Below are 13,645 nucleotides of genomic sequence, written 5' to 3'. Positions count from 1 at the left end.
GCGTACGCCCGGTAGAAGCGGCGTACGCCCGGCAGTCGGCGTGCGGTCTCAGCCGTCGACGTCGCTGTCGTCCTCGCGCAGCCTGCGCCAGAGGTCGGTGCGGTGGAGCAGGTACAGCGCCGCGAGCAGGAAGAGCACCTGCAGGCCCACCGCGAGCAGCCAGAAGACGGCCCTGCTCTCCAGCTCGTCCGTCAGGTAGGCGAAGTTCATGCCGAAGAACCCCGTCAGGAAGGTCAGCGGCAGGAAGATCGTCGACACCACCGCCAGCCGGTTGATCACGCCGTTCTGGTCGCCCGAGACCAGGGAGGAGTAGCTGGCGAAGGCCCGCCTGGCGGTCTCCTGGAGGGACTCGATGTCCGCGAGCCCCAGGTTCGCGGTGCGCCGGTACTCGCGGACCCGCTGCCCGCGCTCCTCCTGGAACCCCCGGTACATCATCCGGCGCGTCACGCTCTCCTCCGCCACGCGGTGGTAAGGGAGGAGGGTGTGGTGGAGCATGGCCGCGGTGCGCCGCAGCCGCGACAGGCGGTACAGCTGGTTCGGCTCGCGCCGGCGGAACATGGCGTCCTCCAGGTCCTCCACCTCCAGCAGGGCCTGGACGGCGGCCCGGCGGTAGGTGTCCATGGCCTCGTCCAGCAGCAGGAACAGCATGGCCACGGAGTCCTGCGGGTCCTCGGCCGGGAAGCGGGCGGTCACGTCCCCGATCAGGGGTGCCGGCCCCCGGTGCACCGCGAGCAGATACCGCTCGGTCACCAGGACGTGGACGTGGACGACCCGGTCCCCGTCGACCGCCGGCACGACGAAGGCCCCGCCGTCCCCGGAGATCTCGGCGCGTGGGGATTCGTCCTTCCGCCCCAGCCACGGCACGCCCTCGGCCTCCAGGCCGAGCAGGTGGTCGAGGGGCGGTCCGCCGGATGTGTCGTCCCCCTCGTCCTCCTCCCCGGGCAGTTCCACGTCCATGAACAGGAAGGGGGAGGTGGCCAGACGCTCGCGGGCCTGCGACACGTCGCCATGGGTCAGGGTGCCCTCCGGCATGGACAGCATCGATACGATCATGGTCCCTCGCCGTGGGTCATCCGGTGCCGTGGATCCCAGCCTGTGCGGCGGGGAAGCGCGCGCAACCGCGGTGACGCATTCGCCCTGGGGACGGGCCCCGAACAGGTGAGGCGGGGCCGCTCCCGACGACGGTTTGCCTCAGAGGCAAGAGGGTTTGCCATACGGGCAATCCTCTGGCTCAATCGGCGTATGACTTCCGGATCCGACACCGGCCCCGAAGGCTCGGCCGGTACCGGCGCCCCGGCGGACGAGCTGCCCGCCGTCGCCCCGCAACTGCGCGAACTGCGCCGCCGCGCGGGCCTCACCCTGGAGGCCGCGGCCGCCCGGGCCAGGCTGTCGCCCGCCCATCTGTCCCGCCTGGAGACCGGCCGCCGCCAGCCCTCGCTGCCGCTCCTGCTCGGGCTCGCCCGCACCTACGGCACGACGGTCTCGGAGCTGCTCGGCGAGACCCCGGCCGTGGCGGATCCCATCGTACGGGCCGGCGGGCCCGGCGCCCGCGAGGCCGACGGGTGGACGTACTGGCAGGCCGGCGGTTCCGGGCGCGGGATGCAGGCGCTGCGCGTGCACGTCCCGCACGGACGCAGCCAGGGCGAACTGGTGCGCGTACATCCCGGCGAGGAATGGCTGTACGTGCTCGACGGCCGGCTGCGGCTGCACCTGGGGGAGGCCGAGCACCTCCTCGAACCGGGGGACAGCGCCCACTTCGACTCGCTCACCCCGCACCGGATCGCCGCCGCCTCCACGGGCGGGGCCGATCTGCTCTTCGTCCACACCCTGCTGCAGAGCAGTCTCGCCGGGCTGTGCCTCGGCGGATCCACCACGTCCACGCACCGCGCCTAGCCGAGGAGCCGTACCCATGTCCGAAGGAAAGACCCAGATGACCATACGGGCGCGCTTCGAATCGAAGTTCCCGCGCGGGCTCGTGATCCGGCTGGTCGCCTACCTGTTCGTCGGCCACCTCTTCGCCTTCTTCGTCTACCTCCTCTTCGTGCTCGGAGGCCAGAACCAGTGATGCCGCGGGGCATCCGACCGCACCCCGCACGACTCTGGAAACGTGCAGGTCCCGCGGCTACCCTCCGCGCATGATTCCCACGGTTGTCTGGGGCACCGGCAACGTCGGCCGTTTGGCCATACGCGCCGTCGAGGCCCATCCCGCGCTGGAACTCACCGCCGTCATCGTCCACGATCCGGCCAAGGTCGGCCGCGACGCGGGCGAACTCGGCGGCCTCGACCACCCGTTGGGGGTGGCGGCCACCGACGACATCGAAGCCGTCCTGGCCGCCCGCCCCCGGGCCGTGGTGTACGCCGCCTCCGGCGACGTCCGCCCCGACGAGGCGCTCGCCGACATCACCCGGGCCGTCCGGTCCGGCGCCGTCGTCGTCAGCCCCGCTCTCTATCCGCTCTACGACCACCGCAACGCCCCGCCGGAGTTCCGTGATCCGGTGCTGGCGGCCATCGAGGAGGGGGGCGGCTCGCTCTTCGCCTCCGGCGTCGACCCCGGCTGGGGCAACGACGTCCTCCCGCTCCTGATCAGCGGACTCGGCACCACCGTCGACGCCATCCGCTGCCAGGAGATCTTCGACTACTCCACCTACGACCAGCCGGACTCCGTCCGCTACCTCGTCGGTATGGGCCGGCCCATGGACTACGAGCCGATGATGCTGATGCCCTCCGTACCGACCATGGTGTGGGGCGGGCAGATCCGGATGATGGCCCGCGCCCTCGGCGTCGAACTCGACGAGATCCGCGAGACGTCGGAGCGCCGCGCGCTCGACACCACCGTGACGACCCGGACCATGGGCGCGTTCGAGGCCGGCACCCAGGGGGCCATCCGCTTCGAGGTGCAGGGCATCGTCGAGGGCGAACCCCGCATCGTCATCGAGCACGTCACCCGCATCCACGCCTCGTGCGCTCCCGACTGGCCGACCCCGCCCGACGGCGGCGACGGTGCCCACCGCGTCGTCATCGAGGGCCGGCCCCGCATCGAGGTCACCGTCGAGGCCACCGACGAGGGCGACAACCGCTCGGCGGGCGGCAACGCCACCGCCGTGGGCCGTCTCGTGAGCGCCATCGACTGGCTCACGGAGGCGGAACCCGGACTCTACGACGCCCTCGACGTCCCGCTGCGCCCCGCCATCGGCAGACTCGGAAGGAAACAGTCATGAGGATCGACATCCCCGAAGGCCAGCACCCCATCGAGTACGTCTGGGGCGACATGGTCCCCGGCATCGGCATGGCCGCGGCGAACTTCTCGCTGTCGGTGTACGCCCACACGACCCTGGGCCTGCGGGAGTTCGAGGCGGCCCGGCTGCGCGTCGCGCAGATCAACGGGTGCGTCTTCTGCCTGGACTGGCGCACGGAGCGCGACGGGGAGAAGGTCGAGGAGGAGTTCTCCGAGGCGGTCACCGAGTGGCGCACCACCGGGGCCTTCGACGACCGGACCCGTCTGGCCGCCGAGTACGCCGAGCGGTACGTGCTCGACCACCACGGCCTCGACGACGAGTTCTGGGACCGGATGACCGCGCACTACAGCCAGTTGGAGATCGTGGAGCTGACCATGAGCATCGGCTCCTGGCTGGCCTTCGGACGGCTGAACCACGTCCTGGGCCTCGACAGCGTGTGCGTCCTGCCCGGCCACTGACACGGGTCTACCGCAGCCGCCGGGCGGCGGCTGCGGTGGGGGGTGAAGGCTCGGCCGCCCCGGGGGGCTCGGCCGCCTCTTACAGGTCGGTGGCGATGATCTTCTCGATGTTGCGTTCGGCGAGCGCCGTGATGGTGACGAACGGGTTCACGCTGGTGTTTCCGGGGATCAGCGCGCCGTCGATCACGTACAGGCCGCTGTAGCCGTGCAGGCGGCCGTAGTTGTCGGTGGCCTTGTTCAGCACCGCGCCGCCGAGCGGGTGGTAGGTGAGGGTGTCGTTCCAGATCTTGTTGCCGCCGAACAGGTCGGTCCGGTAGATCGTGCCCTCCTTCGAGTTGATCCTGTCGAAGATGGTCTTGGCCATGTCGATGGAGGGCTGCTTCCAGGCGGTCTGCCAGCTGAGGTCGGCCCTGCCGGTGGCGGCGTTCCAGGTGAACTCGGCGCGGTTGGGGTTCTTGGTGATCGACAGGTAGAACGAGGCGTACGTCTCGATCCCGGTGGGCAGCGGCGCCACTTCGGCGAACGCGCCGCCCGCGTCCCAGTTGTCGATCCCGGAACAGGGGATGGTGGACTGGAGCTTGCCCGTCGGGTCCCACATGTGGTTGGCGCGGCCGCACATGACGTTGCCGTTGTCCCCCCAGCCCTTGCCGACCTCGCCGTTGAGGTTCGCCAGCGCGCCCGTGGCCTTCAGCTTGACCAGGAGCTTGCTGGTGCCGACGCTGCCGGCCGCGAAGAACACCCGGTCCGCCGTCACCGTCTTGGTGACCACCGTGTCCCCGGTGGTGTTCAGCTGGTCGATGACGACCGTGTAGCCGCCGCCGGTCGCGGGGGAGACCGAGGTGACCTTGTGCAGGGGGGAGATGGTGACCCTGCCCGTGGCCTTCGCCCGGGCGAGGTAGGTCTGGTTCAGGGACTTCTTGCCGTGGTTGTTGCCGTAGAGGATCTCGCCGTCCAGCGCCGACCTGGCGACGGTACCCGCCTGTTCCTGCTTCATGTAGTCCCAGTCGTACACGTCGGGCACGAAGGTCCACGCGAAGCCGGAACGCTGGGCGTGCTTCCGGCCCACCCGGGAGAACTGGTAGCACTCGGCCGTCTCGAACCAGGCCGGGTCCACCATCCCCACCCCGAGGCCCGCGTTGGCCCTCGGGTAGTAGGTGGCGTACATCTCCTCCGCGTCCACGGACGGCAGCACGGACTGGAAGTTGGCCCGCTTGGGCGTGACGGCCATGCCGCCGTTGACCAGCGAGCCGCCGCCCACGCCGCGGCCCTGGTAGACCGTGATGCCGGCGAAGTCCTCGGCGTCGAGGATGCCCGTGTACTTGGGGACGTCCTTGTCGATGGGGAACCCGAGGAAGTTGCTCAGCGGCGCCTTGGTCCGGGTGCGGAGCCAGAACGACCGGTAGTCCGGGCTGGTCACCTTGGGGAAGACCTTGCCGTCCGACCCCGGGGTGACCCAGTCCATGCCCATCTCGATCATCTGCACGTCGACGCCCGCCTCCGCGAGCCTCAGCGCCGCCACCGAGCCGCCGTAGCCGGTGCCGATGACCAGGGCCGGTACGTGGGCGCCGCTGGGGATGGGGCCGGCCCCCGCGGCGGCCTGTTCCTGTGCCTGGGCGGCGGCCGGGGCGATGTGACCGGCGAGGGTCACGGCCCCGAGAATGGAACTCGTTCTAGCGATGAATCCGCGGCGCGAAAATCCATTGGAATCGTTTCCGGGCAGGGTTCTGTCACTCATGTGACGTTCCTCACTCTCGGCGGAATGGGAACGAGTTCTACTGCCGCCCTCGTGTGAAGTCACTACATACGTCTAGGTAACTTTCGGTCGATCACGTAACCGCGGGGGCCGGATCCCGGCCCCGGAGCCACCCCAGGACCAGAACGGAGGCGACCGCCGCGAACGCGCACCACGTGGAGGCGAATTCCAGTCGCCACAGCGCTGAGCAGGCCAATGCCCCGGCGGCGAGCACTGCGCCGAGGACCCGCAGCCGCCGGTCACCGGCGAGCAGCAGGGAGCCCAGGGTGGCGAACAGATAGCCCGCCAGGACCACCGGCATCCATGGAACATTCACGCCGTACCCGAGCGTGCGCCCCCGCACCTCGGCACTGACCGGCCCCGCCCAGAGGCAGTACGCGAGCACGCCCGCGGTGGCGGCGCCCACGGCCAACGGCCCCCACAGGCGGCGCGGGGCCGCCGGCCCGGACGCGAGGACCACCCCGAGCGGCACCCACACGGGCAGCAGGGGGAAGGCGATCACCGCCCAGGCCGTGGCGGCGGCGGAGCGGCCGCCGTCCGACGCCCAGACGGCCGCCTCCAGCAGCTGGTGCACGCCCAGCAGCAGCGGCAGCGCCGCGAGCGGCAGATCGCGCACCCGCCGGACCCGGGCCAGGCACACCACCCCCACGCCGGCGATGACCGTGCCCGCCGCCAGATCGGCCGTGGCGCTCCAGCACACGCGATCAGCCCGGCTTCGGCCACGGGGCCCGAGGCCGCGGTCAACTCCGCCCACGCCCCTCATCGGCCTCCCGCTGCGGTTCCAGCGGCGGAGCGGCCACCGCGCAGTACCGCTGGCACTCCGGGTGACAGGCCCCCGGCGCCGGCGAGCGCACGGTCGCCCAGGCCACCGCCGCGCCCACCGCGAACGCCCCCGCGCACCAGCCCATCGCCCGCCCGAAGGCCGCGTCGAACTCCACCGGCGAGCGGTACGACTCCGGCCCCATCCCCGCCAGCAGCGGCAGCGCCGCCACCGCGAGCAGCCCGGCCGCCCGCGCGGCCGCGTTGTTGATGCCGCTGGCCAGACCCGCCCTGCCCGGGTCCACCGAAGACAGCACGGTCGCCGTCAGCGGAGCCACCAGGGCCACCAGCCCCAGGCCCATCACGGCCGTCGCGGGCAGCACGTCCCCCGCGTACGACGCGTCCGGCCCCACCCGCAGCATCAGCAGCGCCCCCGCCCCGCACACCAGCGGCCCCACCGTGAGCGGGATCCGCGGCCCGATCCGCTCCGCGAGCTCACCCGAACGCGCCGACAGCAGCAGCATCAGCACGGTGGTCGGCAGCATCGCCGCCCCGGCGGCCAGCGCCGAGTACCCGGACACCACCTGCAACTGGAGCACGACGAGGAAGAAGAACCCCGAGATGGCCCCGTACACGCACAGCGTGACCAGGTTGACGGCCGTGAACTGCCGCGAGCGGAAGATCTCCGGCGGCACCATCGGGTCGGCCCGGTGCCGCTCCAGCCACACGAACGCGACCGCGAGCAGCACACCGGCCACCGCCGCGGCGATCACCGGGGCCGTGGCGGCCTGGGCCTCGATCAGCGCGTACGTGACCAGCGCCAGCGAGGCCGCGCCCAGCACCGCGCCGGCCACGTCGAAGCGGCCGTGCGCCTGCGGATCCCGCGATTCCGGCACGTGCCGCAACGCCACCGGCACGCACACCGCGGCCAGCGGCACGTTCAGCAGGAACACCCAGCGCCAGCCGGGCCCGTCCACCAGCCAGCCGCCCAGGAACGGCCCCACCGCCGCGCCCACCCCGCCCAGCCCCGACCACAGGCCGACGGCCCGCCCCCGGTCCCGGCCGCGGATCGAGCCCTGGATCAGCGCCAGTGAACCGGGCGTGAGCAGCGCCCCGCCGACGCCCTGCAGCGCGCGGGCGGCCACCAGCACCCCGGCGTTCGGCGCGATCCCGCAGAGCAGCGACCCCACCGCGAACCAGACCACGCCCAGCACGAACACGCGCCGCCGCCCGAAACGGTCACCGAGCGCCCCGCCGACGAGGATCAGCCCGGACAGGGTCAGCAGATACGCGTTGACCGTCCACTGCAGCACGGCCAGATCGGCGCCGAGGTCCTGCCCGATGCGCGGCAGGGCGACATTGACCACCGTGGAGTCCAGCAGCGCCATGCTCGACCCGAGCACCGTGGTCAGCAGGATCCACCGGCCCCGCGCCGAAGCGATCGCGACACCGGGAGCTGCGGGAGCTGCGGAACCCCGGGGGGCGCCCGGGTCGCCCCGGTCACCGGGGCCGGAGGGTGCGGTCATGCCCCCAGGCTGTCGCGCGCGGCCCCGAAAGGCCACCCGGAGGCAGCCGCTCCCGGCGGGCGGGGCCGGACGGGCGGACCGGCATTCGAGTGGCCGGCGCGCGGACTCCGGCGCGACGGGCGCCGCGGCCGGCCCGCCGCTGGTTAGCGTGGCTGACCATGACGCTCCTGAGCGACCAGGCCGACGACGACGTCCGGGCCCTCGTGGCCGCCGCCGATCCCGGGGCGGTGTGGGCCTTCGGTGACGGCGACGGCGTCCACGCGGGCTCGCACGACGGGCGGACCGTCGTCGACGCGGGCGGGCTCTGCGCGGTGCTGGCCCTCTGGCCGGTGATCGGAAGCCTCGTCGAGGAGGGCTCCCTGCGGCTGCACACCCCGATCGCGGCCTACGGGGACACGGACGCTCCCGCCGGGACCACCGCGCACCACCTCCTGACGCACCCCGCCGGAACCGCCGACCTCACCCGGCTCGCCGAACGGCTCTCCGGCAGCCCCCTCGGCGAGCTCGCCGCCACCAGGGTCTGGGGCCCCCTCGGCATGAGCGCCACCCGGTTCGCCGACGGCACCCTCCACGCCTCCCTCGACGACCTCGTCCGCTTCCTGCGCCACCTCCTCGCGCCGGATCCGGGTCGAGGGCCGGAGCCGGGTCCGGGGCACGGGCCGACGCAGCCGACCGGCCCAACGGCGCCCACCCACGACTGGACCACCGAGTCCCTCCGCATCCGTACCGGGGAACTCACCCCCGCCCGGGGCCTCCTCTGGCACCCCGCCCCCCACGGCGTCTGGACCCACCCGGCCCCCGCCGACGACGGCCCGGCCGTATGCGTCTCCCCGCGCCTGCGGCGGTGGTCGCTCCTCCTCCCGACGGGCCCCGGACAGCGGCCCCTGCGCACCGCCTTCCGCGAGGCCGCCTTCCAGCGGACCGGCGCTCGCGCACTCCCGGGGCGGGACGTACGGTGATGCCGATGTCACCGACCGTCGTCGCCCATGCCGCGGAGGTACACGCATGCGTACGGTCCAAGGGGCCGCCCTGGACGGGCTGAGAGCCCGTGTCCGGGGCCTCGGCACGGAAGCTCCGGACCGGCGGACACCCGCCGCCCCCACCTTCGGCGCCCGCCTGCGCGGCTTCGTCCGCACGGGCACACCGCGCGCGACCGCCGCCGCCCTGCGCGCCCTGCGGGCCCGCCGGGGCGACGCGCCCGCCCTCCTGCGCACCCGGTCCGGACGCACCTTCCTCGTCCTGCTCGACCCCCGCGACCTCGACCGCTTCTACGCCGAACCCGTGAGCCTGCTCGCAGCCGACCCGCCGGAGAAGTGCCGCGGCCCCGCCGCCGAGGAGCCCGCCGGCATCGGCTGCGCCCGTGGTGAACTGCGCGCCCAGCGGCGCCGGATCAACGAGGAGACACTGGCGGCCGGCATGCCCGTGCACCCCTCGTACGGCAGCTTCCTCGCCGCCGTCGCGGCCGAGGCCCCCCATCTGACCGCGGCCCGCACCCTCGACCTCGTACGCGCCCGGCACGCGGTCCACCGCGCGGCCCGCAGGATCGTGCTCGGCGAGGACGCTGCCTCCGACGAGGAGCTCGCCGGCTGGCTCCGGCAACTGCGCGGCGGCCGGGCCCGGTCCGCCCGCACCGTCTACGCCAAGGCCCACGCGCGCATCCAGCGGTACGCCGCCCGCGCCGGCGAGGACACCCTCGTCGGCCGGGCCACCCGAAGCGCCGACCCGGCCGGCGCCCTCGACCCGCTCCGCCAGGCCCACCACTGGCTCCTCGCCATGGACGCCGTACCGGGCACCCTGCTGCGCACCCTGCTCCTGCTCGGCGCACACCCGGCCGAACAGGACGCGGCCGCCGCGGAAGCCCTGCGGTGCGGGGACGACGGTGAACTGCCCCGGCTGCGGGCCTGCGTCCGGGAAGCGCTGCGGCTCTACCCGGTGGTGCCCGACCTGATCCGCGTCACCCGGACCGAGACCGAATGGCGGGGCGTGCGCTACCCGCCCGGCACCTCCGTGCTGCTGCCGGCGGCCTTCCACCAGCGCGATCCCGAACGGGTGCCGGCGGCGCACGTGTTCGTGCCCGGCAGGTGGAAGAACCCCGACGCCGACCAGGACATCCGCATCGCACCCTTCAGCCACGGCGGCGGCCGCTGCCCGGGCGACCAGCTCGGCCTGATGATCACCGCGGCGTTCTGCGCGGAGGTCCTGCGGGGCCACCGCCTCGCCGCCGCCCGGCCCGTCCTGGACCCGGTGGGGCCGCTGCCCGCCACGCTCGACCCGGGCGCCGTCCGGATCACGCTCACCCGCCGCTGACGGTCCCGTCCGACCCCTCGCCCTCCGTCCCCCGGCCGACCCCAAGAGGAACCCATGCCCGACGCCGCGACCGCGTCCTCGTCCTCCCCGCCGTACCCGCCGTTCCCGCCTCCCGACCTGGACGCCGACCTGCTCGACGCCCTGTGCCGCGGGCTCGCCGAGGCCGCCGACGCCGTCGGCGAGGCCGCCCGCGACGCCTCCGCCCTCGCCCTCGGCCGCCGGCTGCCCGCCGCGGCCCTCGCCCGGGGAGGCGCCCACCGGCTCGGCTGGCGCACCCTGCTGCGCACCCTCACCGACCCGGCGGGGCTGGGCTGGGCACCGCGGGGCCGCGGAATGGCGGGGGTGGGCCGGATCGCCGGGGTCCTGACGGGCCGTGAGAGCCTCGCGATCAGCATCGCGGTGTGCGGGCTGAGGGCCAGGATCAGGGCGGCGGGCGCGACCTGTCCCGAACTCCTCGCGGACCCGGGCGCGGCGGCCGTCCTCGCGGCGGTGGGGGAGGGGCGGCAGGCCGAGGCGGTCCGCCGGTTCCGGCGCATCGTGCGGGACCGGGGAGCCGAGCACGCGTACGGGCTGCTGTCCCCGTACTTCGCCGACGTCCTGGCCTGGAGCGCCCTGACCGACGTCAACCCCTTCAACGACCACGCCGGCTGGCAGGTCGCCACGGGGCGGGCCCAGACGGCCGAACCGCTCCTGGGGCTGGGCGCCGCCTTCCTCGCCTTCTGCGCCCGGGGACAAGGCCTGTCGGAACGGCCCGTGGGGCAAGCCGAGCCGGGTGCCGAGCCGCGCTCCAGGACGAGGGCCCAGCCGTGCGCCGGGCAGCCCGCCTGGCTCGCCGCCGTACAGCCGGCCCGTGCGCGGCAGGCCGCCACCCGTCGGGCACGGGCCGCCGGGCAGTTGCCCGGGCGGGCACCGCGTCCGGCGTCCGGCGGCCCGCTCGGCCTCTGCGACCACGCCGCTGCGCTGCGTTCGTACGCCGTCCGGCTGCGCGCGACGGCCGCCGCGCCGGGCTGGCACGGCCCGGAGACCGACGGTCTGCGCGCCGAGGTGGCGACGCTCGCCGACCGCTGCGCGACGGCAGCCGCCGGTCTCGCCCTCGCCGCCGTGCAGTTGCGGGACGAGTGACCGCTCCGCCCCTCAGCCGTCCGTGGCGCGGAGCCGGCGCAGTGCGGCGAGCGCCCGCCCGGCGACCTCCTCCGGAGACCCGGACACGTCGACGGCGACGCCGAGTTCGTCCGCCTGGAGCGGCTCCAGGGCGGCGAACTGCGAGTCCAGCAACGAGGTGGGCATGAAGTGCCCCTTGCGGGCGGCCATCCGCTTCTCGATCAGCGCACGGTCACCGGTGAGGTGGACGAACACGGCCCCCGGCGCCGCCGCGCGCAGCCGGTCCCGGTAGACGCGCTTGAGCGAGGAGGCCGCCACCACCCCGCCGTTCAGCCCGGCGCTGTTGCGGATCCATTCGCCGATGGCGTCCAGCCACGGCCACCGGTCGGCGTCGTCGAGCGGGCTACCGGCCGACATCTTGGCCACGTTCGCCGCGGGGTGGAAGGCATCGCCCTCCGCGTACGGAACGCCCAGGGCCTCCGCGAGCAGTTGGCCCACGGTCGTCTTGCCCGTGCCGGCCACGCCCATCACCACAATGACGCGCTGCGTGCCCACGTCCACCTCGCCGTCCTCGTCGCCCCCGGTCCGTGCCCACCACTCAACCGCATTTCCCCGCTGCCGCGGCCCGTTACACGGCGCCGGCGCGGTCATCCGCGCCGGCGCCGCACAGCCGCGCGCCGTCAGGCGTCGAGAACGGCGATCTCGATCCCGCTCAGCCGCTCCGGCTCCGCCACGATGTCGATCGCGGTGATCAGACCGTCCTCGACGGTGAAGCGGAGGACCAGGAACAGCTGTCCGTACGGCGCCATCGCGAGGCCGACCGTGCCGTCGACGAGCGCGGTCTGCGTGGCGAGGGCGCGCTGCATGGCGGCCATCGCACCCGTGGCCACGGTGACGGCACCCCTGACGACGACCGGCTTCGGGGAGGGGCCGACCGCCGTGTCGGCGGTGAGCACCACGCCGGGGTGCAGCAGGGTGACCAACGCGTCGAAGTCGCCGCCGCGGGTGGCGGCGAGGAACGCGTCCACGACGGCGCGCTGACGGGTCAGATCGGCATCGGGCACCAGCGGCACGCCCTTGACCCGGCGCCGGGCCCGGCTGGCGAGCTGGCGGGTCGCGGCCGGAGTCTTCTCGATCAGCTCGGCGATCTCGTCGAAGGACACGGAGAACATGTCGTGCAGGACGAACGCGAGGCGCTCGGCCGGTGCCAGCTTGTCGAGCACGACCAGCAGGGCCAGGCCGACGGAGTCGGCCATCACCGCCTCCTCCTCGGGATCGATCCCGTCCTCCCGGCCGGCGGCCGGGTCGGTCGGGTAGGCGTCGATGGAGTCCTCGCGCCGGGTCCGGCGGCCGCGCAGCATGTTCAGGCAGACGCGTGACACGACCGTGGTCAGCCAGCCGCCGAGGTTCTCGACCTCGCCGGTGTCGGAGCGGTCCAGGCGCAGCCAGGCCTCCTGCACGGCGTCGTCGGCCTCGCTGAGCGAGCCGAGCATCCGGTAGGCCACCGCTCTCAGATGAGAGCGGTGCTCCTCGAAGCGCTCCGTCAATGTCGGGCTCTGGTCCACTTCTTCATTCCTCCCCTGGCGGATGATGATCAAAGTAGACCGGAGGCGGGGCCCGGCATAATGGCGCCGGACAGCCGAAGCGAGTGGACGTGTGAGACGCCGGGCCGAAGAGAGGCCCGGCAGGAGAGGGAGCCCCTGATGGATGTGCAGCACTTCGAGCGGATCACCGCATTCATCGAAGCGCGGCTCACCCCGCTGTTCGACGCGGAGACGGGGAGCGAGTACGGCTTCTCCATGGACGACACGGGCCGCGCGCTGCGGGCGCTGCGCAACGCCGTCCTGGAGGCTTCGGCGATCAAGGGCCTGCTGGAGAAGCGCGAGTCGGCCGAACCGGCCATGCGCCGCGTCATCGACCAGTCGGTCGAGCACAACTGGGACGTCCTGCGCGGGATCGCCCGTCAGTGGGAGGACCACGCGGACTTCCGCCACGAGTTCAAGCACCACGCCTGGGAACTCGACCACCATCACCACGACGTGGTCTCCGCGGAGGCCTGACCGCCGTCCGCCCGCGCCCCGGCGGCCGGCTCCGCGCTGATCACGCGGGGGGCTCGGCCGCCTCGGCACCGGCCGCCTCGCGCGGGGTGGTCTGCTGGACCGCCCAGCCGTTGCCGTCGGGGTCGGAGAAGTAGACGAACGACCCCCACGGCATGTCCTGGATCTCGGTGACCTCGATGCCCCGGCCCCGCAGGTCTTGGTAGGCCTCCTCGATGTCGGTGACGACGACCTGCATGTTGTCCAGCGATCCCGGGGCCATCCGGGTGAGGCCCTTGCCGATGGCGATCGAGCAGGCGGACCCGGGCGGGGTCAGCTGCACGAAGCGGATGTCCTCGCTCACGGTCACGTCGTGGTCGGCGTGGAAGCCGATCCGCTCGTAGAAGGCCTTGGCCCGGTCCACATCGGTGACGGGTACGGCGACCAGTTCCAGCTTGATGTCCATCCC

General features: G+C 73.5%; 15 protein-coding genes. 8 read left to right on the top strand and 7 right to left on the bottom strand.

Annotation, left to right across the window (positions count from 1 at the left end; genetic code table 11):
• Positions 1–48: 48 nt before the first annotated feature.
• On the bottom strand, positions 49–1,041 hold the full coding sequence (locus ACZ6Y1_RS00610) for a CorA family divalent cation transporter (RefSeq protein ID WP_469620201.1): 993 nt from the start codon (positions 1,039–1,041) through the stop codon (positions 49–51).
• A gap of 201 nt (positions 1,042–1,242) precedes the next feature.
• Here ACZ6Y1_RS00610 and ACZ6Y1_RS00605 point away from each other — a divergent pair, with 201 nt between their 5' ends.
• The 4 genes from ACZ6Y1_RS00605 (at position 1,243) to ACZ6Y1_RS00590 (ending at position 3,694) form a co-directional block, all read left to right on the top strand.
• Positions 1,243–1,893 (top strand): helix-turn-helix domain-containing protein, encoded by a 651-nt coding sequence (locus ACZ6Y1_RS00605; protein WP_469620198.1) that lies wholly within the window; start codon positions 1,243–1,245, stop codon positions 1,891–1,893.
• A 16-nt stretch (positions 1,894–1,909) separates the two neighbouring features.
• On the top strand, positions 1,910–2,065 hold the full coding sequence (locus ACZ6Y1_RS00600; protein ID WP_469620195.1) for a DUF6126 family protein: 156 nt from the start codon (positions 1,910–1,912) through the stop codon (positions 2,063–2,065).
• Positions 2,066–2,135: 70 nt separating this feature from the next.
• On the top strand, positions 2,136–3,218 hold the full coding sequence (locus ACZ6Y1_RS00595) for an NAD(P)H-dependent amine dehydrogenase family protein (protein ID WP_469620193.1): 1,083 nt from the start codon (positions 2,136–2,138) through the stop codon (positions 3,216–3,218).
• A complete protein-coding gene (locus ACZ6Y1_RS00590; RefSeq protein WP_469620190.1) occupies positions 3,215–3,694 on the top strand; it encodes a carboxymuconolactone decarboxylase family protein in 480 nt (159 codons plus the stop codon). The genes ACZ6Y1_RS00595 and ACZ6Y1_RS00590 overlap by 4 nt, the downstream gene beginning before the upstream one ends.
• 79 nt (positions 3,695–3,773) lie before the next feature.
• Here the strand turns inward: ACZ6Y1_RS00590 and ACZ6Y1_RS00585 are convergent, their stop codons facing one another.
• The 3 genes from ACZ6Y1_RS00585 to ACZ6Y1_RS00575 all read right to left on the bottom strand — a co-directional run bounded on the left by ACZ6Y1_RS00585 (position 3,774) and on the right by ACZ6Y1_RS00575 (position 7,732).
• The gene (locus ACZ6Y1_RS00585; RefSeq protein WP_469620187.1) at positions 3,774–5,429 is read right to left on the bottom strand and encodes a GMC oxidoreductase; all 1,656 of its coding nucleotides are present in this window, start codon (positions 5,427–5,429) and stop codon (positions 3,774–3,776) included.
• Positions 5,430–5,520: 91 nt separating this feature from the next.
• Positions 5,521–6,147 carry a DUF6629 family protein gene (locus tag ACZ6Y1_RS00580; protein ID WP_469620185.1) on the bottom strand — a complete coding sequence of 209 codons (627 nt, stop codon included), beginning with the start codon at positions 6,145–6,147 and terminating at the stop codon, positions 5,521–5,523.
• A 40-nt stretch (positions 6,148–6,187) separates the two neighbouring features.
• On the bottom strand, positions 6,188–7,732 hold the full coding sequence (locus ACZ6Y1_RS00575; RefSeq protein ID WP_469620182.1) for an MFS transporter: 1,545 nt from the start codon (positions 7,730–7,732) through the stop codon (positions 6,188–6,190).
• A gap of 158 nt (positions 7,733–7,890) precedes the next feature.
• Between ACZ6Y1_RS00575 and ACZ6Y1_RS00570 the strand changes: the two genes are divergently transcribed.
• Genes ACZ6Y1_RS00570 through ACZ6Y1_RS00560 form a run of 3 tightly spaced genes read left to right on the top strand, consistent with a single transcriptional unit; the run spans position 7,891 to position 11,161 of the window.
• The gene (locus ACZ6Y1_RS00570; protein WP_469620178.1) at positions 7,891–8,691 is read left to right on the top strand and encodes a hypothetical protein; all 801 of its coding nucleotides are present in this window, start codon (positions 7,891–7,893) and stop codon (positions 8,689–8,691) included.
• Positions 8,692–8,737: 46 nt separating this feature from the next.
• Positions 8,738–10,039 (top strand): cytochrome P450, encoded by a 1,302-nt coding sequence (locus ACZ6Y1_RS00565; protein ID WP_469620174.1) that lies wholly within the window; start codon positions 8,738–8,740, stop codon positions 10,037–10,039.
• A gap of 54 nt (positions 10,040–10,093) precedes the next feature.
• Entirely contained in the window at positions 10,094–11,161 is a 1,068-nt protein-coding gene (locus ACZ6Y1_RS00560) for a hypothetical protein (protein ID WP_469620172.1), read from the top strand.
• A 12-nt stretch (positions 11,162–11,173) separates the two neighbouring features.
• On the opposite strand, the gene ACZ6Y1_RS00555 is transcribed toward ACZ6Y1_RS00560, so the two are convergent.
• Positions 11,174–11,668 carry a gluconokinase gene (locus tag ACZ6Y1_RS00555; RefSeq protein ID WP_469621688.1) on the bottom strand — a complete coding sequence of 165 codons (495 nt, stop codon included), beginning with the start codon at positions 11,666–11,668 and terminating at the stop codon, positions 11,174–11,176.
• A gap of 152 nt (positions 11,669–11,820) precedes the next feature.
• Positions 11,821–12,705: a sigma-70 family RNA polymerase sigma factor gene (locus tag ACZ6Y1_RS00550; RefSeq protein WP_469620168.1), complete on the bottom strand. Its 885-nt coding sequence runs from the start codon at positions 12,703–12,705 to the stop codon at positions 11,821–11,823.
• A gap of 138 nt (positions 12,706–12,843) precedes the next feature.
• On the opposite strand from ACZ6Y1_RS00550, the gene ACZ6Y1_RS00545 reads away from it, so the two are divergent.
• Positions 12,844–13,200: a hypothetical protein gene (locus ACZ6Y1_RS00545; protein WP_469620166.1), complete on the top strand. Its 357-nt coding sequence runs from the start codon at positions 12,844–12,846 to the stop codon at positions 13,198–13,200.
• A gap of 40 nt (positions 13,201–13,240) precedes the next feature.
• Here ACZ6Y1_RS00545 and ACZ6Y1_RS00540 read toward each other — a convergent pair whose 3' ends face one another.
• Positions 13,241–13,642, bottom strand: coding sequence for a VOC family protein (locus ACZ6Y1_RS00540; RefSeq protein ID WP_469620163.1), 402 nt, complete (start codon positions 13,640–13,642; stop codon positions 13,241–13,243).
• Positions 13,643–13,645: the final 3 nt, after the last annotated feature.

It is taken from the genome of Streptomyces sp. NPDC053432 (assembly GCF_055585365.1).
This window is presented reverse-complemented; position numbering and strand designations above follow the sequence as displayed.

What these genes read in the sequence shown, in the direction of transcription:
- ACZ6Y1_RS00600 (WP_469620195.1), top strand. Translation starts at nt 1,910, where the DNA reads ATGTCCGAAGGAAAGACCCAGATGACCATACGGGCGCGCTTCGAATCG.
- ACZ6Y1_RS00570 (WP_469620178.1), top strand. Translation starts at nt 7,891, where the DNA reads ATGACGCTCCTGAGCGACCAGGCCGACGACGACGTCCGGGCCCTCGTG.
- ACZ6Y1_RS00545 (WP_469620166.1), top strand. Translation starts at nt 12,844, where the DNA reads ATGGATGTGCAGCACTTCGAGCGGATCACCGCATTCATCGAAGCGCGG.
- ACZ6Y1_RS00560 (WP_469620172.1), top strand. Translation starts at nt 10,094, where the DNA reads ATGCCCGACGCCGCGACCGCGTCCTCGTCCTCCCCGCCGTACCCGCCG.
- ACZ6Y1_RS00610 (WP_469620201.1), bottom strand. Translation starts at nt 1,041, where the DNA reads ATGCTGTCCATGCCGGAGGGCACCCTGACCCATGGCGACGTGTCGCAG.
- ACZ6Y1_RS00540 (WP_469620163.1), bottom strand. Translation starts at nt 13,642, where the DNA reads ATGGACATCAAGCTGGAACTGGTCGCCGTACCCGTCACCGATGTGGAC.
- ACZ6Y1_RS00555 (WP_469621688.1), bottom strand. Translation starts at nt 11,668, where the DNA reads ATGGGCGTGGCCGGCACGGGCAAGACGACCGTGGGCCAACTGCTCGCG.
- ACZ6Y1_RS00575 (WP_469620182.1), bottom strand. Translation starts at nt 7,732, where the DNA reads ATGACCGCACCCTCCGGCCCCGGTGACCGGGGCGACCCGGGCGCCCCC.
- ACZ6Y1_RS00585 (WP_469620187.1), bottom strand. Translation starts at nt 5,429, where the DNA reads ATGAGTGACAGAACCCTGCCCGGAAACGATTCCAATGGATTTTCGCGC.
- ACZ6Y1_RS00590 (WP_469620190.1), top strand. Translation starts at nt 3,215, where the DNA reads ATGAGGATCGACATCCCCGAAGGCCAGCACCCCATCGAGTACGTCTGG.
- ACZ6Y1_RS00605 (WP_469620198.1), top strand. Translation starts at nt 1,243, where the DNA reads ATGACTTCCGGATCCGACACCGGCCCCGAAGGCTCGGCCGGTACCGGC.
- ACZ6Y1_RS00595 (WP_469620193.1), top strand. Translation starts at nt 2,136, where the DNA reads ATGATTCCCACGGTTGTCTGGGGCACCGGCAACGTCGGCCGTTTGGCC.
- ACZ6Y1_RS00565 (WP_469620174.1), top strand. Translation starts at nt 8,738, where the DNA reads ATGCGTACGGTCCAAGGGGCCGCCCTGGACGGGCTGAGAGCCCGTGTC.